This is a genomic window from Acidihalobacter sp., from assembly GCF_037381185.1.
Lineage (GTDB): Bacteria > Pseudomonadota > Gammaproteobacteria > DSM-5130 > Acidihalobacteraceae > Acidihalobacter_A.
In genome coordinates this window covers 17,145-38,346 of record NZ_JARRQY010000032.1, presented here as the reverse complement: position 1 = coordinate 38,346, position 21,202 = coordinate 17,145, and the positions used below count along the sequence as shown (strand labels likewise).

At 61.5% G+C, this 21,202-nt stretch carries 18 protein-coding genes and 1 pseudogene; 8 read left to right on the top strand and 11 right to left on the bottom strand.

Translation table 11 applies throughout. From position 1 onward, the window contains the following. Window positions 1-771 precede the first annotated feature (771 nt). Entirely contained in the window at window positions 772-1,035 is a 264-nt protein-coding gene (locus P8014_RS12115) for a hypothetical protein (RefSeq protein ID WP_337817588.1), read from the top strand. 153 nt (window positions 1,036-1,188) lie between these two features. Here the strand turns inward: P8014_RS12115 and P8014_RS12110 are convergent, their stop codons facing one another. Both P8014_RS12110 and P8014_RS12105 read right to left on the bottom strand, forming a co-directional pair. After that, window positions 1,189-3,351, bottom strand: coding sequence for a prolyl oligopeptidase family serine peptidase (locus tag P8014_RS12110; protein ID WP_337817587.1), 2,163 nt, complete (start codon window positions 3,349-3,351; stop codon window positions 1,189-1,191). A 163-nt stretch (window positions 3,352-3,514) separates the two neighbouring features. Then, on the bottom strand, window positions 3,515-4,204 hold the full coding sequence (locus P8014_RS12105) for a LysR family transcriptional regulator (RefSeq protein WP_337817586.1): 690 nt from the start codon (window positions 4,202-4,204) through the stop codon (window positions 3,515-3,517). 236 nt (window positions 4,205-4,440) lie between these two features. Here P8014_RS12105 and P8014_RS12100 point away from each other — a divergent pair, with 236 nt between their 5' ends. The 4 genes and pseudogenes from P8014_RS12100 to P8014_RS12085 all read left to right on the top strand — a co-directional run bounded on the left by P8014_RS12100 (window position 4,441) and on the right by P8014_RS12085 (window position 7,469). After that, entirely contained in the window at window positions 4,441-5,496 is a 1,056-nt protein-coding gene (locus P8014_RS12100) for a hypothetical protein (protein WP_337817585.1), read from the top strand. A gap of 132 nt (window positions 5,497-5,628) precedes the next feature. Beyond that, complete coding sequence (locus P8014_RS12095) at window positions 5,629-6,393, top strand: TSUP family transporter (protein ID WP_337817584.1); 765 nt, start codon at window positions 5,629-5,631, stop codon at window positions 6,391-6,393. An 86-nt stretch (window positions 6,394-6,479) separates the two neighbouring features. Next, window positions 6,480-6,710: pseudogene (locus tag P8014_RS12090) on the top strand (IS5/IS1182 family transposase); the annotation flags it as partial. Window positions 6,711-7,007: 297 nt separating this feature from the next. Beyond that, window positions 7,008-7,469: a PIN domain-containing protein gene (locus tag P8014_RS12085; protein WP_337817583.1), complete on the top strand. Its 462-nt coding sequence runs from the start codon at window positions 7,008-7,010 to the stop codon at window positions 7,467-7,469. Between the two features lie 194 nt (window positions 7,470-7,663). Here the strand turns inward: P8014_RS12085 and P8014_RS12080 are convergent, their stop codons facing one another. The 9 genes from P8014_RS12080 to phoU form a co-directional block, all read right to left on the bottom strand. Beyond that, entirely contained in the window at window positions 7,664-8,704 is a 1,041-nt protein-coding gene (locus P8014_RS12080; protein ID WP_337817582.1) for an HlyD family secretion protein, read from the bottom strand. 7 nt (window positions 8,705-8,711) lie between these two features. After that, window positions 8,712-8,912, bottom strand: coding sequence for a DUF1656 domain-containing protein (locus P8014_RS12075; RefSeq protein ID WP_337817581.1), 201 nt, complete (start codon window positions 8,910-8,912; stop codon window positions 8,712-8,714). Then, on the bottom strand, window positions 8,902-11,022 hold the full coding sequence (locus P8014_RS12070; RefSeq protein WP_337817580.1) for an FUSC family protein: 2,121 nt from the start codon (window positions 11,020-11,022) through the stop codon (window positions 8,902-8,904). Before P8014_RS12070 ends, P8014_RS12075 begins: the two co-directional genes overlap by 11 nt. Beyond that, a complete protein-coding gene (locus P8014_RS12065; RefSeq protein ID WP_337817579.1) occupies window positions 11,019-11,552 on the bottom strand; it encodes a MarR family transcriptional regulator in 534 nt (177 codons plus the stop codon). Before P8014_RS12065 ends, P8014_RS12070 begins: the two co-directional genes overlap by 4 nt. A gap of 40 nt (window positions 11,553-11,592) precedes the next feature. Next, on the bottom strand, window positions 11,593-12,834 hold the full coding sequence (locus P8014_RS12060; RefSeq protein WP_337817578.1) for an MFS transporter: 1,242 nt from the start codon (window positions 12,832-12,834) through the stop codon (window positions 11,593-11,595). Next, window positions 12,824-13,402 carry a hydrolase gene (locus P8014_RS12055; RefSeq protein WP_337817577.1) on the bottom strand — a complete coding sequence of 193 codons (579 nt, stop codon included), beginning with the start codon at window positions 13,400-13,402 and terminating at the stop codon, window positions 12,824-12,826. The genes P8014_RS12060 and P8014_RS12055 overlap by 11 nt, the downstream gene beginning before the upstream one ends. 43 nt (window positions 13,403-13,445) lie before the next feature. After that, window positions 13,446-13,952: a CopD family protein gene (locus tag P8014_RS12050; RefSeq protein ID WP_337817576.1), complete on the bottom strand. Its 507-nt coding sequence runs from the start codon at window positions 13,950-13,952 to the stop codon at window positions 13,446-13,448. 415 nt (window positions 13,953-14,367) lie between these two features. Next, on the bottom strand, window positions 14,368-16,098 hold the full coding sequence (gene soxB, locus P8014_RS12045) for a thiosulfohydrolase SoxB (RefSeq protein ID WP_337817575.1): 1,731 nt from the start codon (window positions 16,096-16,098) through the stop codon (window positions 14,368-14,370). 149 nt (window positions 16,099-16,247) lie between these two features. Continuing rightward, on the bottom strand, window positions 16,248-16,967 hold the full coding sequence (gene phoU, locus P8014_RS12040) for a phosphate signaling complex protein PhoU (RefSeq protein WP_337817574.1): 720 nt from the start codon (window positions 16,965-16,967) through the stop codon (window positions 16,248-16,250). Window positions 16,968-17,162: 195 nt separating this feature from the next. Here phoU and ppk1 point away from each other — a divergent pair, with 195 nt between their 5' ends. The 3 genes from ppk1 to P8014_RS12025 all read left to right on the top strand — a co-directional run bounded on the left by ppk1 (window position 17,163) and on the right by P8014_RS12025 (window position 21,183). After that, window positions 17,163-19,247, top strand: coding sequence for a polyphosphate kinase 1 (gene ppk1, locus P8014_RS12035; RefSeq protein ID WP_337817573.1), 2,085 nt, complete (start codon window positions 17,163-17,165; stop codon window positions 19,245-19,247). Window positions 19,248-19,269: 22 nt separating this feature from the next. Further along, on the top strand, window positions 19,270-19,563 hold the full coding sequence (locus P8014_RS12030; protein ID WP_337817572.1) for a hypothetical protein: 294 nt from the start codon (window positions 19,270-19,272) through the stop codon (window positions 19,561-19,563). 123 nt (window positions 19,564-19,686) lie between these two features. Then, window positions 19,687-21,183 carry a hypothetical protein gene (locus P8014_RS12025; RefSeq protein ID WP_337817571.1) on the top strand — a complete coding sequence of 499 codons (1,497 nt, stop codon included), beginning with the start codon at window positions 19,687-19,689 and terminating at the stop codon, window positions 21,181-21,183. The last annotated feature ends 19 nt before the right edge of the window (window positions 21,184-21,202 follow it).

Sequence of the window (21,202 nt, the reverse complement as noted above, 5' to 3'; positions counted from 1 at the left end):
ATGGCTTTCGCAACCGCGCTCGCTTTCATAACGCCATCTACTTCCATCTCGGCGGCCTCGATCTCTACCCCAATCGACTCATAAATCGGTCAGTCACCCACTCAATCCGGTGAAGACCCGAAAATAAAAAGAACGTAGAATCTCAGTGGAAAAACTCGAAGCTTTTAACATCTTTAAGTCTCCAACGAGAAATTTTGGGTGTTATGCGAAGAAATGACGTGGCTCTTGTCTACTGGAAACAAACAAGCACCCAAATACCCGGAGAGTTTCTGGCAAGCTATCACGTTAGGGAAATTGATCAAGAAATAAAAGAGGTTGGTTTTTTAATCATCTAGTACCGTGCAGAAAGAGAATAGAGGGACAAGGAATAGAGGGATAGGTCTATATTTTAGACCACGACGCGGAGGGGGAGAGTCATCCCAGGATCTAGCGCAAATTAGGTATAAATTCTAGACACCGCACTGTGTTCTGGTGTGGAACGACGATACCATCGCGCCGCGGACCGGGTTCGATTCGCATTCCCATCGCGATATGGAGATCATCACCTATGTCCGTGAGGGAGCGATCACTCACCAGTGACAGCCTGGATAATAAGGGCCGCACCGAGGCGGACGATGTGCAGGTGATGTCCGCGGGCACGGGGTTTACCCATAGCGACTACAACTTTGAGGACACGGAGACGCGGATCTTCCAGATCTGGATCATCCCCAACGCCAGCGGTTTGCCGCCGGCCGGCCTTTCCCGAAGGCGGGCCGGGACGGCGGCTTCAAGGTGCTGGCCAGCGGCTACGAGGATGGCGATGCCCTGCCGATCCAGACGGATGGCCGGGTGATGGCGGCGGCGCTGAGCACCGGGCACGAGGTGACCTATACGCTGGAGGCGAACCGCAAGGCCTATCTGGTGCCGGCCAAGGGGTGCGTGCGGGTCAATGGCGTGCTGGCGGCGGCCGGGGATGGGCTGGCGATCGAGGACGAGACGGTGCTGGTGGTGAGTGCCGAGGTGGAGAGTGAGGTGGTGTTGGTGGAGGTGGCCTGAGCCAGGGACGGCAACGCGCCACATGCCGTTTCGGTGATATTCATCGCCGGGACGGCTGTCCTTTCTTGATCGATTCGGAAATCGTCCCGGAGCATCCTCCGGCGTTCCCGCAAAATGTGCTTATGGGTTCGCCGGCGACCTTTCGGGCGACCCTCAGCGGCCGCCCAGTCTTTGCCACAGAAAGCGCCATGCCAGCGCGCTCAACGTCGCCCGCTGGGCGCTGTCGGCAGCACCGCCGTGGCCACCTTCGGTGTTCTCGTAGTAATGGACGTCGCCGGCCTTCATCGCTTCCATCTTCGCCATCATCTTCCGCGCGTGCCCGGGATGCACGCGGTCGTCGCGGGTCGAGGTGGTGAACAGCACCGCCGGGTAGGCCACGCCCTCGCGCAGGTTGTGATAGGGCGAGTAGTCGCGCAGGAAGGCGTCCCAGTCGGCGCTGTCGGGGTCGCCATACTCGGCCATCCACGAGGCACCGGCGAGCAGCCGGTGGTAGCGGCGCATGTCGAGCAGCGGCACTTTACACACCGCGGCGGCGAAACGATCCGGGTAGCGGGTGATCATGTTGCCCACCAGCAGACCGCCGTTGGAGCCGCCCTGGATGCCCAGCTGGCACGGTGTGGTCACGCCGCTGGCCACCAGGTCCGCGGCCACCGCGGCGAAATCCTCGAACGCCTTGTGGCGATGCGCCTTGAGCGCGGCACGGTGCCAGCGCGGGCCGTACTCGCCGCCGCCGCGAATATTGGCCACCGCATAGGCGCCGCCGCGGGCCAGCCAGCAGCGCCCCACGTCGGGCGCGTAGTGCGGCGTGAGCGAGATCTCGAAACCGCCGTAGCCATAGAGCAGCGTGGGCAGCGCCGTTGCGCGTGAAACGTCGTCGTCGCCCGCCGGCAACACCAGGAAATAGGGTACCCGGGTGCCGTCGGCGCTGGTGGCGAAACGCTGCTCGACGCGCATGCTGGTGGCGTCGAACAAGGCCGGGGCCTGCTTGACCGGGTCGGGCGCCGCGGGTGCGCTCTCGATGCGGGCCAGGTCTAGGCGCGACAGTGTGGTCGGGGTCAGATAGTCGGTGACCACGACGAAGACCTCGTCGCTGGTCTCGTCGTCCACCGCCGACAGGCCGACCTCGCCGGAGGGCGGCAAGGTGTCTAGCGCCAGGCTCGCCCACGCGGCTGCGGCACGGGGTTCGAGCCGCACGAAGCGGTGTTTGACGTCTTCGAGGATATCCAGCACCAGGTAGTGACGAGTCCACTCGAACCCCTCCAGCGAGCGTCGCGCGTCCGGCGTGAAGAGCACGCGAAAGTCGCGGGCGCCGGCCTTGAACGCGGCGTAGTCGATCGCCAGCAGCGCCCCGCCGGGATAGCACGTCGCCGCCGGGGTCCAGTCGTCGCGCGGCAGCACCAGCAGCCACTCGCGGTGCACGCTGGCCCGGGCCGAGAGCGGCAGGTCGAGCGGGATCCGGGTGCCATCGGGCAGGCGCTCGATCAACCGCTGCGCGTAGAACGCCGAAGCGTGGTGGATAAAGTCGCGCTCGAAGCCGCGGGTGCGATCGCGAAAGGCGAACACCATCAGATCATCCGGCGCCGCCTCGAACAGCGTCTCCGCCGCGGCCAGCGGCTGCCCCCGCCGCCAGCGCTTGACGCAGCGCGGATAGCCGGCGCTGGTGAGCGCGCTCCGCCCCGCGGCATCGGGGCCGAAATCGGTATAGGCGTAGACACTGTCACGGTCGATCCAGCTCAGACCGCCCTTGGCCGCGGGCCGTTGGAAGCCGTCCTCGACCCAGCGTTGGTTGACGAGATCGAACTCGCGTGTCACGTCGGCATCGGTGCCGCCCGGTGAGAGCGCCACCAGCGCCCTCTCCCAGGGACCCGCCGGATCCTCGGGTTCGAGGCAGCTCGCGCCGTGCCACACCCAGCTCTCGCCCTCGGCGGCGTTAAGGGCGTCGACGTCGATCAGTACTTCCCACTCGGGCTGGGACTGGCAGTAGGAGGCCCAGTGGGTCCGCCGCCACACCCCGCGGGGGTGATCGGCGTCCTGCCAGAAGTTGTAGTAGTGCTCGCCGCGCTTGACCACGAAGGGGATGCGATCGTCGGCATCGAGGATCTCGCGCAGCTCGGCGGTCAGGTGATCGAACTCGGGGCCCCCCAGGACGTCGAGGGTGTCGCGGTCATGGGCCTCGACCCAGGCCAGCGCCTCGGAGCCGTCGATCACCTCCAGCCAGCGGTACGCATCGGCCTTGGCCGCTGCCGAGACGCCCGATCCCGCACCCGCGGCATCCGGCGTCTTGGCAAGATAGGGAAATCTGGGCAAGCGCCGCATCGAGAGTCTCTCTGCTTATCGTCGTGGGGCCCGCAGATCCAGGGGCAGGTCTATATTTTAGACCTCGATCTGCTCCAGGCCTTCCATCCATCAAGGTGGAAGGCCTGTTTTTAGATCCAAAACAGGGGGAACCAATATGACATTAGATTGCCCTGAGATGATCTTATATTTTTCCTAACTCATTGAACAACAAAGTCTCGAAAGCTTCCCGAGCGCGATGAACACCCATTGCGTTATTTTTTATGAAATAATTTTGCACAGGCAGTAATTCATTAAATTCATAACCCCTTATATCTCCGATTTTTCCTTTCAAATCCGCGGGATTCGACAATTTTCCTGCAAATGGAGATGCAATTAATACCAAGGATTCCCTATGAATATTTAGATAGGAAATATCTGGATGATCGCTCTTTGTCGCGACGATTGCGCCATCCAATTTGTGATCAGCGACGTCACTTACTAACTGTTGCCATGTCCCCGTGCTGAACTGCATCTGGACCGCTGGATAGTCCTGATGGAATTTCGATAACACCGCTGGCAGTCGGCCGGTTGCGGCTGTTTCAATAGCACCAATCCTCAATACTCCAGAAGGCTCTGAGGATGGCTCCAGCGCCCTGCGAGCTTCCTCGCAAAACGCCAGTATCTTGCACACATATTCAAGAAATATTTCTCCTGAAGGAGTGATGACAAGACCGCGCCCTTTTCGCATGAAGAGCTCCACGCCTAAATCCTGCTCCAGAAGCTTTATTCTGCTTGTTATGTTCGAAGGAACGCAATGCAAAATTTCCGAGGCCTTAGCGATGCTACCTTGGTCGACCACCGCCTTAAACATTTTGAGCTGAGACAGTTCCATCGGCGTTTGCTCAATAATAGTGAATGAACACGTTATTATAAATCAGTTGTCGTGATGTGTTTAGCGGCCTTAGAATTCGGCGAACTGAGAGGAGAAGGAAAATCCCTCCTGTTTGGGGAAAGCCTGAGCGCCTGTTGGGATCGCGTAATGTTGCATTTTCTCGCTAGGCGACGGCTTCAAAGTATCGCATAAAAGGCGCCCCACTCAACCGCCCAGTAGTTGAAAGAGGTGAACCCATGAATTCTGTCATTTTGCAAAATTATGCCGACGTAAAGAAAACGCCCTCCTCCATGCAGGAGTTGGGCGATGTATTCATAGAGTCACTGCCTACTCATATCTCAAAGTTGAAAATTCCCGCTCGTTCCATAACCGAAGAATTCCGCAGTGTATCTACCCCCGCTCAAATAGATCATGTCGAGCAACTTCAAGGTGTTATGCATGACGTTCTTTGCCATCCGATAACACAGGAGGCTCAAACCCACGCCGAGGATGCCTTTGAAGCTTTTCTCGAGAAGGAGAAGACGGACTCTAGCGTCCTCAGCTTCTTTAACGGCTGGAATGAAACGCACAGAACGACAAGCCTGGTGTCTGCGAAAGTCATCATGCGCCTGTCCGCGGATGCCGTTCACATTTCGCAGGAAGATCAATCGAGCTACCACATCGTATTAGCTCACATGCACGAGGTCACAAAGGATGACTTTGGCCTTGGGCAAAATGGGCATGACGGAATGTACAAATACATGGCTTCTGCTTTTGGAGCATCGGCATGGGTTGATGACCAATATAAAGTCAAAGCATGCGATGAGTTTTCCGAGTTTCTCTACGAAACGGGGGTCTCAGCGCATAAATCTGCAATGAACTCTCATGAACACAGGCAATCTCTTGTGGATGCCATGATGGTCTCTGTTGCTTCTGAACTCTGGAACGGACGCGAATACAATTATCTTTCTCAATTTATCAAGAAGAAGCTGTTATCTGTCGAACCATCGTTAAGCACCGATACGAAGGCTCTACGTAATGCCAAGGGTTATGTATTAGGTCATTCTGGAGAGGTGGAGAACAGACACGGTTTACATGCGCTCGCCGCAGCGCAAAATTTTTCTCGTTATGCGCGAGTTAATTTCGATATGGACAGACTGAAAAATATCATGATCAATTATAATAAACGAGTTGGAAAAGCGTTCTTTTCACTACGCAATGTACTAACAGACCAAGAAATTCCACACCGATGTAAGCCTCACCGTTTCGCGGCAATTTATCCAGAGTATTCAGAAACAAACCACAGGCAATAAGATTACCATTCATTCAAAAATGCCGCCCCCTCTGAAATTTGTTCGTGAAATTCTATTTCATGCTAGACGCAGAAAAATTATGGAGCTTCTGATGAAATTCATATTTTCGCATTCTCCAGGCTCATCAGAAATATGAATGATGCCGCTCTAGTAGCGCTTTGTTTTTTTGCCTTTTGTGGTGGATTGATCGATGCTGCCGTGGGTGGTGGCGGACTTGTTCAAATCCCAGCGCTTATCCACGCTCTACCTAATTCGAGCTTAGCGACTGTTTTTGGGACCAATAAATTAGCTGTTTTTTTAGGGAATTCATTTTCAATTTCAAGGTATCTTAGGCGGGTAAAGATCATATGGAAACTCGTTATTCCGATAATGGTATCCGCCTTTATATTTTCCTTCATAGGAGCCCTTTCCGTATCACTAGTTCCACGATCACTTATGGAGTATTTTGTTTTTTTCGTTCTCATTATAATGGCAATTTATACATTTATAAATAAAGATCTAGGCCGCATTCATTCCGACATCCCAATCGGAACTAGAGAAATTCTGACGGGCATAATTCTCGGAGGACTTATCGGTTTTTATGATGGTCTGTTCGGTCCTGGAAGCGGAAGCTTGTTGCTATTTTTCTTTGTAAAGCACTTTGGCTTTGATTTCTTAAATGCCTCAGCATCGGCAAAACTCGTTAACCTCGGGACTTTTTCGGCTGCGCTTCTATTTTTCATACCATCAGGCCATGTGTTGTGGATAATGGGAGGCATAGTAGGTATTTGCAATATTGCGGGAGCCATTACAGGCGTCTTTTTGTCATTACGGTCTGGCAGCGGATTTATCAGGTTTTTTGGCCTTATTTTGCTGCTCTTTCTCATCGGAAGATTGGGAGTCTCAATTTTTACTTAGGGACATGCTGATTTATTCGTTCATGCCGGTTACTGGCGTGATGAGTCTAAGATAATAGAGCCTAGCTTCGCAGAGAGTTGATCGCCATGCAAACGAGCTTTTTGGATCTGGAATACGCGGCCAAGAAGAAACACACGCGCCGGGATCGGTTTCTAGGTGATCTGGAGCAGCTCGTGCCCTGGGCGGCGCTGGTCGAGGCGCTCGATCCGCACTGTCCGAAGAGCGGCCGGCGGGGGCGTCCGCCGATCGGGCTGGAGCCGATGCTGCGCCTGTACATGGCGCAGCAGTGCTGCGGTCTGTCCGACGAAAAGGTCGAGCATCCGTTTCAGGTCATCAAGCAGCGCTTCGGGCATCGCAAAGCACGCTACCGAGGCCTGGCCAAGAACCAAACGCAGCTCTACACGCCGTTCGGTCTGGCCAATCGGGTGCTAGCCCGAAGACGGTTGCTGGAGACGTGCGTCTGACGGTTGGATCAAAGAGCAAAACGCGCCTACGGGGGCTCGAAATCGAAGCAAATAGACCGGCGTCAACGACGATGACGTCGTGGTTCGCGCCACCGTGGACGGATACACGAGAGGCCAAACGCCTCGCGGCTGAATCAGCAATAGATCAGCGTGTCCCTAGGCAATGCGGCTCAATATATAAAAATCACCGGCACCGGTACCGGCAAGAATGCTCTTGATTTCCATATCGCGTACTACATCGGGGAGTTGGTCGCAAAAGAGCCTAGCGCGTACTTCCACATTATCTCGCGCGATACGGGCTTCGATCCTCTCGTGAAGCATCTAAAAAGCAAGAAAATAAAAATTCAACGGGAGCGTGATCTTGCGGAAATACCCGTGTTGAGGCTATCCACAGCAACATCGAATGGCGAAAAGGTGGCCGCGATCGTCAAGAACCTTGTTGGCCGCGGTCAGTCAAGGCCCAGAAAGATCAAAACCCTATCGAACACCATCAATTCGCTATTCACTGAAAACCTTACGGAACAGCAGTTGATGGAACTAGTGAAGGAGCTTGAAGAAAAACAATATATTAAAGTGGCTAACGGCAATGTCTCTTACCACCTACCACATTAGCCCTTGCTGCCCAAGCCGACACCGCAGGTTGAACGCCACACAGTCAGATCACATCCTCCATGAATGAAACACAGAAGAAATATCTAAACAGCTACCTGGAAAACCTACCTTCTGACCAAGACAATCCCCCAGGAACATCACAGCCGACTATTTCTGCGCAGATGAAGTACTGCGCCCCTCGGGCACAGCGACACTCAGGCCTGCGGGCTGACGGGAGTCACGCCGCTGTGTGTGCGCTGTGCCCCAGCTGGCTTCTCCAACACGATGGTCGCCGTCATTCCCGCTGCGAGTACGACGCCGCGCGGTAATGAGGCTGCATCGATCTGGATGCGCACCGGTACGCGCTGCGCCAGCCGTACCCAGCTGAAGGTCGGCGTCACGTTCGCCAGACCGTCGCTGCCGGTCGGGCTACCACTGTTCGAGATGCCGCGCGCGATGCTTTCCACCGTGCCTTGCAGACGTGTGCCGTCGAGCAGACGGATCTCGGCGCGCTGGCCCACGCGCACATGGCCCAGCTTGGTCTCCTCGAAATAGCCGGACACCCAGAAGGTGTGGCTGTCGATCATGGCGATGCGCGCCGCACCGGCTTGCGCGTAGTCGCCGGCATAGGTGCGCAGATGCGTGACGTAGCCGTCCACCGGCGCACGCACCTCGGTACGCCTGAGATTCAGTTCGGCCAGGGACAGTGCCGCCTGGGCCTGCTCCAGCGCGGCCTGCGCCTGGCCGTGCGCGGCCACCGCCTGAGCGCGATGCGCCTGTGCCGCGCTCAAGGCGGCATACGCGGCCTGCGCCGCCGCGCGCGCGTTCGAGCGCGTCTCGATCGACACCGCGTTGCCGCTGCGTTCGCGGCGCTCGGCGTCCTTGCTGCGCATGCCGTATTCCGCCTGCGCCTGGGCGATCGCCGCCCCGCTCTGCTCGACGTTCGCGGCGGCGGCCTGCAAGGCGGCCCGCGCGGAGGCTAGATTGGCCTTGGCCTGCTGCACGGCGATGGCGTAGCGCGACGGGTCTATGCGGAACAGCACCGCGCCCTTGCGCACGAATTCGTTGTCCCTGACCGCCACGTCGATCACCCGCCCGGACACGTCCGGCGCGACCTGCACGACCTCTGCGTGCACGCGGCCGTCGCGTGTCCATGGCGAGTACATGTAGCGCTGCCACAGCGCGTAGGTGATCAGGGCCGCGACGGCGACCACGATCAGCGTGAGAACGAAACGGGTTGCGGATGCGATGTTCATCGAACTCTCAATTAAGGGCCAGCAGGCCGAGCCCACCGAAAATGCATGCGAAGACGGCCAGCCGCAGCAGCGGCGGATTCCAGACGTGGCGGTACAGACCTAAGCGCCCACTCAGCCGGTCGACGCCCCACTGCAGCAACAGGCTGAACAGAAATACCAGCATAAGGCTCGGCACCAGGGCACCGAGCACGGACAGTTCACGCGGCATACGACAATTCCTCGGATTGCGCCTCGCCGCTGGCCAGGTACGCGCTCGGCACGGAGCCGGCATCCAGCAGAGCGAGGCGGATCAGGTGCAAATGCGCCATCTCGGGCGCGTCATGCGGTGTCGCGTCGATTGCGGCGACGACCGCGGCCAGCGCGACGCGATAGCGCGCCGGGTCGGGCGAGGCGTAGAGCGCGGCCACGCCGTCCAGCGCCCGCATGGACAGCTCCATGCTGCGCTCACCCGCGTCGGCAATATCCTGGCGCAGTTCGATCAGCGCACGGCCGGTCTCCTGCACGCTTAGCGCGAAGGCCAGCAGGCGGCGCGAGGCGTCGCTGCCCGGCGGCGTCAGGCCGGCGATCTGGATCAGCACGTCGCGGCTGGCGCTTTCGAAACGCCCGAGCAAGTCGGGCAGCGGCTCGCGGCAGGCGCGCACCACCTGCAGGCGCAGCTTGCGGCGCAGCCGCGCCTGTAGCCAGCGGCTGCCGTACGCGCCAACGAACACGATGAAGCCGGCCAGGGCGCCCATCATGCCGACGAACTGGCTCAACGCACTGTCGAAATAATCCACGGCGCTGAAATTCATCGCATCGACCTGCATCAGCATGAGCGAAACCGTGACGATGAAGCCCGTCCCGATGCCCGGCAGACTCGGCCGCGTGTACAGATAGAACCCGACCAGCATGAACGGCAGCATGCTCGCCGCCCACAGCGTGAATCCGTCCATGTGCGGCAGAATCATGAACTGCAGCACGAACGCCGCCACGATGCCCGCCGTCGTCCCGAGCGCCATGTTGCGCATGGCGGCGAAGGGGTTCGGCGCGCCCGCGAGCAGGCTGCTGAAGATCGCCGCCAGCAGCAGCGCCCAGGCACCGAACGTCGCCGCGGTCAAATACCAGAACGCGCCCATGGCGGCGATCACCCCGCCGGCCCGCACTGCCGCAAGCCCCGCGCCGGCAAGGTCGCTGTCGTGCGTAAAGCGGTGCGAGGGCACGACAGCGTCCGCAGCCGGCGAGATCAGGCCGGCGTAGGCCTCGGCATATTCGCGCATCTCGCGCACGAATCGCGTCAGCAGTTCCACGCCGGAGACATAGTCCAGGCGCGCATCGTGCTCCTGCAGCGAGGCTTCGCCCAGCCGTATCGCTTCAGCCAGGCCGGACTCCAGCGCCGTCATGCGCTGCTCCAGCGTACGCGCCCGCGCCTGCATGCTCTCGGCCGCCAGCGACGCCCGGAATGCGGCGGCGACCGGTTCAAACAAGCGCAGCAGCGCCTCGCGCGCCGGCGCTCGGGCCTCGCCCTGCAGGCGGTTCATCAGATGGTGCAGTGACTGATACGTGGTCGACGCCACCATGAAGGTATGGTTCAGGCGCTTGAGCCGCGGATTGCGCAGGTACAGGCCCTCGTGTTCGAACACCACCGAACTGCGCAGTCCCTCGATCTGCACCACTTCGCGCACGATCCGCAGATGCAGGTCTTCCAGCGTGGAGCTATCCAACACGCTACCAACCGAGCCGGCGACGAAGTCGACGAAATCCGCGAACTGCTTGCGCAGGGTCTGGCGCAGAACGTCGCGCAGGCGCTGCGGGAAGAACACGTCGCTGAACACGCTGGCCACGACCAGTCCGAGCATGACTTCGCTGACGCGCATGGTGGCGGCCGTGAAGGCCAGCTCCGGCGTTTCCATCACCGGCAGGGCGACGATGGCCGCGGTGTAGCCGCCGAGCACGAAGGCGTACGACTTGAAATTGCGGTACAGCGACGCGCCGGCCGCGCACGAGCCGATCCACACCGCCATGGCGATCAGGAACAACAGATGCTGCTGGGGGAACAGCGCGATCAGCAGCAGGCCGACCAGGGAACCGACCAGCGTGCCGACCGCGCGGTAGAAGGCCTTGGCCAGCACCGTACCGCTCTGCGGATGCATGACGATGGCCACCGTCATCATCGCGCTGGCCGGCAGCTGCAGCTGAAAGTACATCGCCAGCCAGGCCGTCGTCAGAATCGCCGCCGTACCCTTGACGGCGAACAGCCAGTCGCGGCCGGCGCCGCGCAGACCATCGGCGATACCCGCGCGCCACGCCTGCGGCAGGCGCAGAGTCCCCCCCGCAGTCACTCCGGAGTCCGGGCGGCCAACGCCTCGACGTTGGTCAGCATGCGCTTGAGCAGCTTCTCCAGCTGCGCCATGTCGTCGGCGTCGAAACCGGCGACGTGCTGCGCCAGCTCGACGGACATCACCGGCAGCAGGCGCTCGATCAGCGCCTCGCCCTCCGGCGCCAGCGTCAACACCACGCGGCGCCGGTCCTCGGCGCTGGACACGCGCTCGATCAGCCCCCTGTCGTGCAGGCCGTTGCAGATGCGCGTGAGATTGGCGCCCTTCTCGCCGCTCGCCACGCTCAGCTCTGAGGGGTTGATCCCGCGCCCGCCATTGCCGTAAAGCATCATCAGGATGCCGTATTCGCTATGGCAGAGCCCAAACTCGCGCAACAGGGCATTGAGCAGATCCTGCCCCTCGCTGTAGACGTGGCGGATGAGGCGCACCAGCACCGCGGCCTGGCGCGGGAAAGCCGGGTAGCGTTGCTGTGTGGCGTCGATGCGCCGCTCAGTCTCGCTGAAACAGGGTGTGGAGGATTTTCGATCTGACATGCATGATAGTTTATTTATGAAATATTCATAAGTAAATAACTTAATCCGCGTTTTCCTTCCAGCGGCGCATCTCCCAGCGCCACAGCACGACCACCAGCGGCAGCATGAACCCCAGCAGCGCGGTGAGGCTGAGCAAGGTCGCCACGCCGCCGTAGCGCAGCAGCGCCTCCAGTCCGATGATCGGCCCCAGGCTGCCGCCCAGGTCGCCCAGCACCTGGTAGATACCGATCGCCCGGCCGTGGCTGCCGGCCGGCGCCAGCTCGCCGATGATCAACAGCAGCGGCGTGTTGATGCCACCCAGGCCGGCGCCGATCAGGGCCAGCGCGGCAACAGCCACGGCGATCTGCCAGGACACGGCCAGCAGGGCGAAGCCGGCAAGCAGCAGCACGCCGACGGCCAGCGACGCCGTCTTGCGCCGGCTGCTGTCGATGCGGCGGCCCACCTGCCAAGCGATCAGCGCCGAACCACCGATCATCATCGCCATGAGCGCGCCGGCGGTGCCTTCGACGCCCCAGCCGGCGAAGGACAGATGGCGGTCACGGACCAGCAGCGTTAGCACCGAGAGCACTACGCCTTGCGCGCCGAAAAAAGTGAAGAAGTTGAATAGCCAGGGGCTCCACAGCGGCCCGGGACGCAACAACTCGCGCAGGCCAACGGCGGGCTTCGGTTCATGCTCGCGCAATGCGGCATGCGCCGGGCGCGTTCCGCGCGGTGCGAAGCGCCAAGCGTAAAGTGCGCCAACGAAGGTGATGGCCGCCGCGGCGAGAAACGCCGCGTCCGGCGAGGCCTGAGCGGCCACCAGACCGCCCAGTACCAAACCGGCCGGCATGCCGAGGCTGAGCGACATGCGCACCTTGGCCGTGGCCAGCCCCGCCCCTGTCTCGGACGCGAACATCAGCGCCACGGAGAGCGCGCCGATCATGAGCAGCGAGGACCCCACGCCCCACGGCACCCGCCCGAACAGGAACCAGGCTGCCGCGTACGCGGCATGGGCTCCAACGTGGAAGCACAGCGTCGATACCGCCTCGATCAACAAGCCGAGGATCAGCGGCCAGCGTGCGCCGAAGCGGTCCACCACCCAGCCGGTCAGCGGATTGACCGTCAGGCGCACGATGCGATTAATCGAAAGGATGAGACCGATCAGCGCCGCCGGAATGCCGAGTTGCAGCCCGAGCAGCGGCAGGATGGGGAATACTACCCCGCCCCCGAGCCCTCCGATGAAGGCTGGGGCGGCAAGTGCCAGTATGTTGCGGTTATCGGTATCGGCGCCCTCACCCGGCAAGCAGATCCAACACCTGCTGCGTGCTCCTGACGTGGCCGATGCGCGGAAAGATGCGCTCGATGCTATTGCGATGACTCTCGGCGTTGAGCGCTCCCATCGCGTCCTCGACGAAAACCTGGCGATAGTTGTGCTCGTAGGCGTCGCGCGCGGTACTCTCGACGCCGACCTCGGTCGCGATGCCGCACAGAATGATGGTGTCGATGCCACGTCGGCGCAGCTGCAGATCGAGATCGGTGCCGTAGAATGCGCCCCACTGGCGCTTGAAGATCACCACGTCGGAGGATTGCGGCTCGAACTCGTCGATGAAGTCCGACCAGCCGGCCGGCAGCGGCTGCGTCGGCGCCATCTGGTCCGCGCTGCGGCGCAGGCGGTCGGCATGATCGGCGGCGCCGCCCACGTGCACCAGCACCGGCAGCGCTCCCACGCGGCGCGCGGCCTGCAGCAGCAGCGCGCTGCGCTGCACGACTTCGGCCGCCGGATGCGGCGCGGTATCGTGAGAGACGATACCGCGCTGCAAATCGATGACGACCAGCGCGGTGCGTACGGCTTCGAGCGTGATTTCCGACATGAAATCCTCCTTGATCTCAGCGCCGCACAACGCGCGGCGGGGTTTATTTGGCGAGCGGGTCCAGCACCAGCGGCTGGTCCATCAACATCGGTCCGGACACACCGATGATCACCACCAGCAGGCCGACCACACCGATCAGGCCGAGAAACATGCGGATTTGCTTCAAGCGGCGCAGAGCCTCGGCCTCGTCACCGGCGGCCAGGGCCTGGCGCATGCGGCGGTAGGGAGAGAAGTAGATGTGGCCAAACAGTAGCATCAGCAGCACGCCGATGCCGAACATGACGTGAATATAGAGCGGCGCGTTCAAACCGTCCAGCCAGCCGTGCGCCAGCCATTCCCCGCTGATGAAAACCGCGGCGACGCTGACCCACACCCAGGGGAAAAAACGCTTGAAGGTCGCCTGCCACAGAGCCAGCCGCTGCGCGGGTTGCAGGATCTCCGCAGCCGGAGCCGGCAAGGCCGCATAGACGAAGAACGAGCCGCCGATCCAGACGACGATGCCCAGCACATGCAGGGTCAACAAAGCGAAATACGTATACGGGGTAACCATGACCATCCTCCCAAGGGCGAAGGAACGGGCCGCCATCCACCATTGGACTGCGATCCCGCCCAAACTATCCCCCCAATTATTATTGCCCCCTTATAAAGACTGTTGAACTTCTGCTCATGCGGCGCGATAGCTCGCCATAATCGGGCTCTTGTGCTCATTTACACTTCCGTAAACTGCGCTTTTTGGCAGACCTGTCCTTGCGTCTGCCCGCTGCGCGTCTGACGCAAAAAACCTTTCCAGAAGGATTTTTCGCCCGATTCTTGCTTACTCTCACACTCGCCTGAACGAGGTTCAACAGCCTTTCAACACCCACCCAGGGCCACCAACAACGCGACCGGGCACCTCAGGCGCCCGGTCGCGGCATCGCCTCAATCGACCCGCACGACGGTGCCCGCCGCCGTGCAGGTCCGGCGCATCAAAGCCCGTAGTCGCGCGGAAAGGCGATCCCGGGATTGCCCTTCATGTCGCCAGCCAGGTTCGGGAGGTCAAGCTTGTCGACGCGCACGTTCTTCTGCGTCCGCAGCCAATCGGCGAACACGTCCCACACCGGCTTGCCCTCCACCGGCCGTGAGACCGCCGCCCAGCCGGCGACCTTGTACTTTTTCTTCATGGACATCGGCTTGCCACCGATCTGCAGCTCGGTGATGCGGTGGCCGATGTCCTTCTCCGGATCCAGCGCGTACTGGATGTTGCCCACCCGGATCATGTCGCCGCCCTGCTGGTAGTAAGGATCCTTGTTGAACAGATTGTCGCCAACGTCTTCCATGATCATCTTGATCTGCGCGCCGGTGTACTCGTTCACCGTCACCTGCGGATAGGTGATGGCCGTCTGGCCCATGACGTCCTCGAAGGTGATGGTATCGCCCGGCAGCTTGGCGTAGCCCCAGCGGAAGCCCGGCGAGAACGCGGCCTCGGCGTCCATCTCCTCCATCAGCGCCTGCACCAGCAGCTGATCGAAGCTGCCATTGAAGTTGTCGCGCCGGTACAGCAGGCTCTCGGTCACCGCCAGCGGCTCGGACAACTTCTTCTCGTAGGGCGCGCGCACCTTCTTGATGTAAGCCGCCATCTCCGCATCCGGCTTGATGACGTTGGAGAACACCGGCAGATAGTGGAAGCGATAGCCCTTGAGCTTGCCCTTGCCGACGTCCAGGTCGAAGCGCGCCAGGATCTTGCCGTTGGTCGAGGTATTGATGACCAGCGTATTGCCGACCTTGACCGGGCGCGGGCCCATGATGTCGTGGGTGTGCCCGCCGAGGATGATGTCGATGCCCTTCACCCGTGAGGCCATCTTGACGTCGACGTCGGCACCGTTGTGCGACAGCACGACGACCAGGTCCGCCTTGTGCTGCTGACGGCACTCGTCGACCATCTGCTGCATGTGCTGGTCCTTAATGCCGAAGGTCCAGTCCGGCATCATGTAGCGCGGGTTGGCGATCGGCGTATAGGGGAAAGCCTGGCCGATGACGGCGATCTTGCGCCCGCTGACCTCGCGGATCGAGTACGGCTTGAAGACCAGGTCGCCCCAGGTGGAATCGTTGATGTTCTGCGCCAGGAACTCGGCCTTTAGGTACTTGTCGGCCAGTTCCTTGACGCGGTCGGCGCCGTAGGTGAACTCCCAATGCCCGACCATGGCGTCGACGCCGAGCAGGTTCTGCGCACCGACCATGTCCATGCCCTTGGTCCACAGCGAGGTGGCCGAACCCTGCCAGGTGTCGCCGGCATCCAGCAACAGCACCTTGCCCGGGCGCTGCTCGCGGAAGCGTTTCACCAGCGTCGCCAGATGCGCGAAACCGCCCATGGTGCCGTACTTGTGCGCCAGTTCCTCGTAGTCCAGGCAGTCGAAGGCGTAGGCGTCGGAAGTTCCGCCGGCCACACCGTAGTACTTCATGAAATGCTCGCCGGTCAGATGCGGCGGACGGCCCTTGGCGGCGCCGATACCGATATTGGTGTCGGGCTCGCGCCAGTACACCGGATTGAGCTGGGCGTGCGAATCGGTGAAGTGCAGCAGCGTGACGTTGCCGAAGTCGGGGATCTCGTAGGCGTCTTCGGCGCTCTTGCCCGCGGCCTGCGCGAAACGCGGTCCGAGGAAACCGGACATGCCGGCCAGGGCCAGCACCTGCATGAATTCACGACGGGAAATGCTCATCGGTGGTCAACCCTCCTGATAAATCATGTGCACGGCACAAACACGCCTACATGGCGTGCTGCCGCATATGGCTTCTGGAGGGCTAAGACGGGAAGGCCGGCGGCTTTATTCCATGCCGGGGCACTGCAACACCCTGGCATGGCCGTGATTCAGCGCTTGTTGGCGAGGATTTCTTCCTCGGCCTGCTCGGGCGAGACGTGGCGCACATCCTTGCCCAGCACCATGAACACCACGTATTCGGCGATATTCTTGGCGTGGTCGCCGACGCGCTCCAGCGCGCGGGCGCACCACAGCACGTCGATGCCGCGGCGGATATTGCGCGGGTCTTCCATCATGTAGGTGATCAATTGGCGGGTCAGGCCGTCGTAGGCCTCATCGATCACGTCGTCGCCTCGCACCACGTCCATCGCGGCATCGACGTCCATGCGCGCGAAGGCATCCAGCGTCTTGTGCAGCGCTTCGCGGGCCAACTCGCCCATGTAGCGCAGCTCCTTGAAAGCCACCAGACGGTCCTCGGAGGCCATCTGCACGGCCACTCGCCCGATCTTCTCGGCCTTGTCGCCGACCCGCTCCAGATCGGTGATGGTCTTGATCACCATCATGATCAGGCGCAGGTCGATCGCGGTCGGTTGGCGCCGGGCGAGAATGTGCGAGCACTCCTCGTCGATGGCCAGTTCCATGCGGTTGACCTGATAGTCGGAATGAGCCGCTTCCTCGCCCAGCTCCATGTTGCCTTCGATCAATGCCTGAATCGCCTCGCCGACGTTCTTCTCCACCAGCCCGCCCATGGCGAGCACGCGATTGCGAATGTCCTCGAGTTCGGTGTCGAACTGTTGGGAAATGTGCTTCTTGAGTGGGTCTGGTTTCATGAAAATCACCTGCAGGAAAGTGGCGCCGGGTCCGCCGGCGTATGATGGCAAAGTCGTCGGTGGCGTGCTAGTGTCCGAGTAGCGTCGGCGCGGCCCGTAATCGCGCCGCAGCGCGTCAATACGCGGCCCTAACGGCCTCCCAGCCTAATGCCAATCGGTGACAGCAACGTGACAGCGCGCCCAGAGCCACTCGCGATGGCGGACGAGATCGACCTGACCCGGAAAGAACTCTACATCAACCGCGAACTGAGCCTGTTGGAATTCAACCGGCGGGTGCTTGATCTGGCCCGCGACGCCAACATGCCGCTGCTTGAGCGGCTGCGCTTCCTGTGCATCTCCAGCACCAACATGGACGAGTTCTTCGAGGTCCGCGTCTCCGGCCTCAAGCAGCAGATCGCCCTGGAAATCACCTCCGCCACGCCGGACGGCCTGAGCGCCAACGAACAGCTGCTGCGGGTCGGCGACGGCGCGCACGCCCTGGTCGACGAGCAGTACCGCGTGTTCAACGAGGAGCTGGTGCCGGCGCTGGCCGAACAGGGCATCCGCTTCGTGCGCCGCACGCACTGGACCCCCGATCAGGCCCAGTGGGTCAAGCGCTACTTCAACCGCGAGCTGCAGCCCGTGCTCAGCCCGCTGGGCCTCGACCCCTCGCATCCCTTCCCGCGCATCCTGAACAAGAGCCTGAACTTCGTGGTCACGCTGGAGGGCAAGGACGCCTTCGGCCGCGACAGCGGCATCGCCGTGGTGCAGGCACCGCGCTCGCTGCCTCGCCTGATCAGCCTGCCGCAGGAGTTGTGCCGCAAAGATCACGGCTTCGTATTCCTGTCCTCCATCATCCACGCACATGTCGGCGATCTGTTTCCCGGCATGCATGTCACCGGTTGCTACCAGTTCCGCGTCACCCGCAACAGCGACCTGTTCGTCGACGAGGAGGAAATCGACGACCTCAAGCGCGCGCTGGAAGGCGAGCTGCCGTCGCGCAACTACGGCGAGGCGGTTCGTCTGGAAGTGGCCGACAATTGCCCACCCGCCACCGCCGACTACCTGCTGCGCCAGTTCGGCCTCGGCTCCGGCGACCTCTATCAGGTCAACGGCCCGGTCAACCTCAACCGCCTCGCCGCGGTCATCGACCTGGTCGACCGCCCAAACCTCAAATTCCCGGCCTTCACCCCCTCGCTGCCGGCCTCCTTCGGTTCCGGCAGCGTGTTCGACGCCCTGGACAAGGGCGACGTGCTGCTGCACCAACCCTATGAGTCCTTCACTCCGGTGATCGAGTTCCTGCGCCAGACCGCGCGCGATCCCGACGTGCTCGCGATCAAGCAGACGCTGTACCGCACCGGCTCCGACTCGCGCGTCGTCGACCTGCTGGTGGAGGCCGCCCAGGCCGGCAAGGAGGTCACGGCGGTGGTCGAGTTGCGCGCGCGTTTCGACGAGGCCGCCAACATCGGCCTGGCCGGACGGCTGCAGGACGCGGGCGCACACGTCGTCTACGGTGTGGTCGGCTACAAGACCCACGCTAAGCTGACCATGGTGGTGCGTCGCCACAAGGGCCGCATGCGCCGCTACGCCCACCTCGGCACCGGCAACTACCACGCCGGCACGGCCCGTGCCTATACCGACATCGGCCTGTTCACCGCCGACCGCGTGATCGGCGACGACGTGCACAAGATCTTCCAGCAGCTCACCGGCCTGGGCCGCGTGTCGCGCCTGAAGAAACTGCTGCAGGCGCCGTTCACCCTGCACAAGGGCATCATGGAGCGCATTCGCCGCGAGGCCGAGGCAGCCAAGGCGGGACGCCCGTCGCGCATCATCGCGCGCATGAACTCGCTGATCGAGCCGCAGATCATCCGCGAGCTGTACCAGGCCTCGCAGGCCGGCGTGAAGATCGATCTGGTGGTGCGCGGCATCTGCGCCCTGCGGCCCGGCCTGCCCGGCGTCTCGGACAACATCCGCGTGCGCTCGGTAATGGGCCGCCTACTCGAGCACTCGCGCGTGTTCTACTTCCAGAACGACGGCGGCGAACCGGAGATCTTCGCCTCCTCGGCCGACTGGATGCAGCGCAACTTCTTCCGCCGAGTCGAAGTCGCCTTCCCGATCGAGGACCGCAGCCTCGCCGAGCGGGTTTACCGCGAGACCCTGGAGCTATACCTCAACGACAACTGCCAAGCCTGGGAACTGCAGTCCGACGGCAGCTACAAGCGCCTCAAGCCGGGCCAGCAGAAACCGCGCCCGGCCCAAGGCCGACTGCTCGCCCAAATCAACGACCTGACATCCGGCTGACACCCAAAGGACGGAGAATTCCATGAAAACCGCCACCACCCTACTGCTGTCCGCCGCCTTATGCCTGAGCCTCGGCGCCTGCGCCAGAATGGCGCCCACGTCGCAGGCAGAAGCCTGCGCCAGCGGACTCAACCAAGGCTTTTCCGAACTCGACGATGCCAAAGCGAAGGGCTTCGGCGGCACGGTCAGCTTGGTCAAGGCCGCCAGCCTGCTGTCGGCGGCCAAGGTGCAGCAGCAATTCGAGAAATACCCCAACTGCATCGACAAGGTGCAGCGCGCCCGCAAGTACATCCGCATGGCCGAACAGGGCCTCTGAGTCGAGCACTTTCCGCGTTGCGGCTTGCCTGATCCGTTGAATTGACGCTCGCCACGGCGAGCGGCCGCGTCGTCGGCCCTACATGCAGCCGCAGCCTGGCAACCAGCAATCAAGGACGTAACGATGCCAGACAAGGACCAGACGCCACCGGAGAATCCTCACAAGGGTGCGAGACAACACCACCGGTTCCAGCTCGGCGGCGACACCGTCGAGACCGAAGTCATCGCCGACTGGCTGGAGATTCACGACAAGGAAGAACCAAAGGCGCGCATCTTCCACACTGCATACCTGCGCAAGGACGGCGATGCCGAGCGGCCGGTGATTTTCTGCATGAACGGCGGACCCGGCGGGGCCTCCGTATTCCTGCATTTCGCCTGTGCCGGCCCGAAAACCCTGCAACGCACTGCTGCAGGCAAATTCGACACCGCCAGCCGCCAACTCGACGACAATGCGGCCAGCTGGCTGGGGTTTGCCGATCTGGTGTTCATCGATCCCGTCGGCACCGGTTTCAGCCACCTGATCAAACCGAAGCCGAAAGAGGACGATGGCAAGAAATCCGCCGAATCCGAGGAGGACAAGAATCCCTACTGGGCAACGAAAAAGGATCTCGACTCGATCGGTCAGTTCATGCGTCGTTTCCTGCGCCAGCACAAACTATGGCGTCGGCCGTTGTACTACGCCGGCGAGAGCTACGGCGGCTACCGCGCCTGCCGACTGGCCAAGCTGCTAAACAAGGAATACGGCCTGGGCATGGCCGGCATCATCAGCATTTCGCCGATCTGGCAGTTCCGCGACGCCGCGGGTTCCGATTACAGCACCGCGGAATGGATCAACATCCTGCCGAGCTATGCCGCCATCGCACACCACCACGGCATCAACCGCTGTTTCCCGCAGGACGCCGCGATGGCCGAGGTACAGGCCGAGGCGGAACGCTTCAGCATCAGCGACTACGCACAAATGCTGGTGTCCGCCACCTTGATGCCGACGGAGCAACGCGAGGCAACGCTGGCCAGGACGGCCAACCTGATGGGCCTGGATCAGACGTTCGTCGGCCAGTCCAACGGACGCATCCAGATTTCCGATTACGCCAGACTGGTGCGCAAGAGCCATGCCGAAATCACCGACCTGTACGACGGCAGCCTGTATTCGCTGGACCCGTTTCCGCACCGCACGAACAACGAAACGGCGGTCCACGAGTCACTGTTCCAGGACGAGCACCTTTTCCAGAATGCGGTCCATCAGTGGTACTTCGAAACGCTTGGCGTCGAAACACCGCTGGAATACGTCCTGCTGAGCGAAGAGGCTTTCAAGGGCTGGAAAAACGACGAGAAGAAATTCGATCTGTTCGAGACGGCGTCCGCAGTCGACGACTTCCGCGCCGGCATGACCGCCAACCCGCAGCAGCGGGCGATGATCGTGCACGGACGCTTCGACACCGTCACGCCCTACTTCGCCAGCAAGCGGATTCTGCATCAGGCGAACCTGGACGAATCGGTCAAGGCACGCATCGAGGAGAAGCTGTACGACGGAGGCCATATGTTCTATTCGTGGCCGAACGTCAATGCGCGCTTTGCCGGGGATGTCCGGACCTTTGTATCCGGCGCCGAAACGAAGAGCTGACTCGTCGCACCTGGCGCCG

Bases quoted from the DNA above. Each gene is read 5' to 3' on its own strand.
- ppk1 (WP_337817573.1), top strand. From the start codon at position 17,163: ATGGCGGACGAGATCGACCTGACCCGGAAAGAACTCTACATCAACCGC.
- phoU (WP_337817574.1), bottom strand. From the start codon at position 16,967: ATGAAACCAGACCCACTCAAGAAGCACATTTCCCAACAGTTCGACACC.
- P8014_RS12025 (WP_337817571.1), top strand. From the start codon at position 19,687: ATGCCAGACAAGGACCAGACGCCACCGGAGAATCCTCACAAGGGTGCG.
- P8014_RS12100 (WP_337817585.1), top strand. From the start codon at position 4,441: ATGAATTCTGTCATTTTGCAAAATTATGCCGACGTAAAGAAAACGCCC.
- P8014_RS12030 (WP_337817572.1), top strand. From the start codon at position 19,270: ATGAAAACCGCCACCACCCTACTGCTGTCCGCCGCCTTATGCCTGAGC.
- P8014_RS12055 (WP_337817577.1), bottom strand. From the start codon at position 13,402: ATGTCGGAAATCACGCTCGAAGCCGTACGCACCGCGCTGGTCGTCATC.
- P8014_RS12065 (WP_337817579.1), bottom strand. From the start codon at position 11,552: ATGTCAGATCGAAAATCCTCCACACCCTGTTTCAGCGAGACTGAGCGG.
- P8014_RS12095 (WP_337817584.1), top strand. From the start codon at position 5,629: ATGAATGATGCCGCTCTAGTAGCGCTTTGTTTTTTTGCCTTTTGTGGT.
- P8014_RS12110 (WP_337817587.1), bottom strand. From the start codon at position 3,351: ATGCGGCGCTTGCCCAGATTTCCCTATCTTGCCAAGACGCCGGATGCC.
- soxB (WP_337817575.1), bottom strand. From the start codon at position 16,098: ATGAGCATTTCCCGTCGTGAATTCATGCAGGTGCTGGCCCTGGCCGGC.
- P8014_RS12105 (WP_337817586.1), bottom strand. From the start codon at position 4,204: ATGGAACTGTCTCAGCTCAAAATGTTTAAGGCGGTGGTCGACCAAGGT.
- P8014_RS12075 (WP_337817581.1), bottom strand. From the start codon at position 8,912: ATGCCGCGTGAACTGTCCGTGCTCGGTGCCCTGGTGCCGAGCCTTATG.
- P8014_RS12080 (WP_337817582.1), bottom strand. From the start codon at position 8,704: ATGAACATCGCATCCGCAACCCGTTTCGTTCTCACGCTGATCGTGGTC.
- P8014_RS12050 (WP_337817576.1), bottom strand. From the start codon at position 13,952: ATGGTTACCCCGTATACGTATTTCGCTTTGTTGACCCTGCATGTGCTG.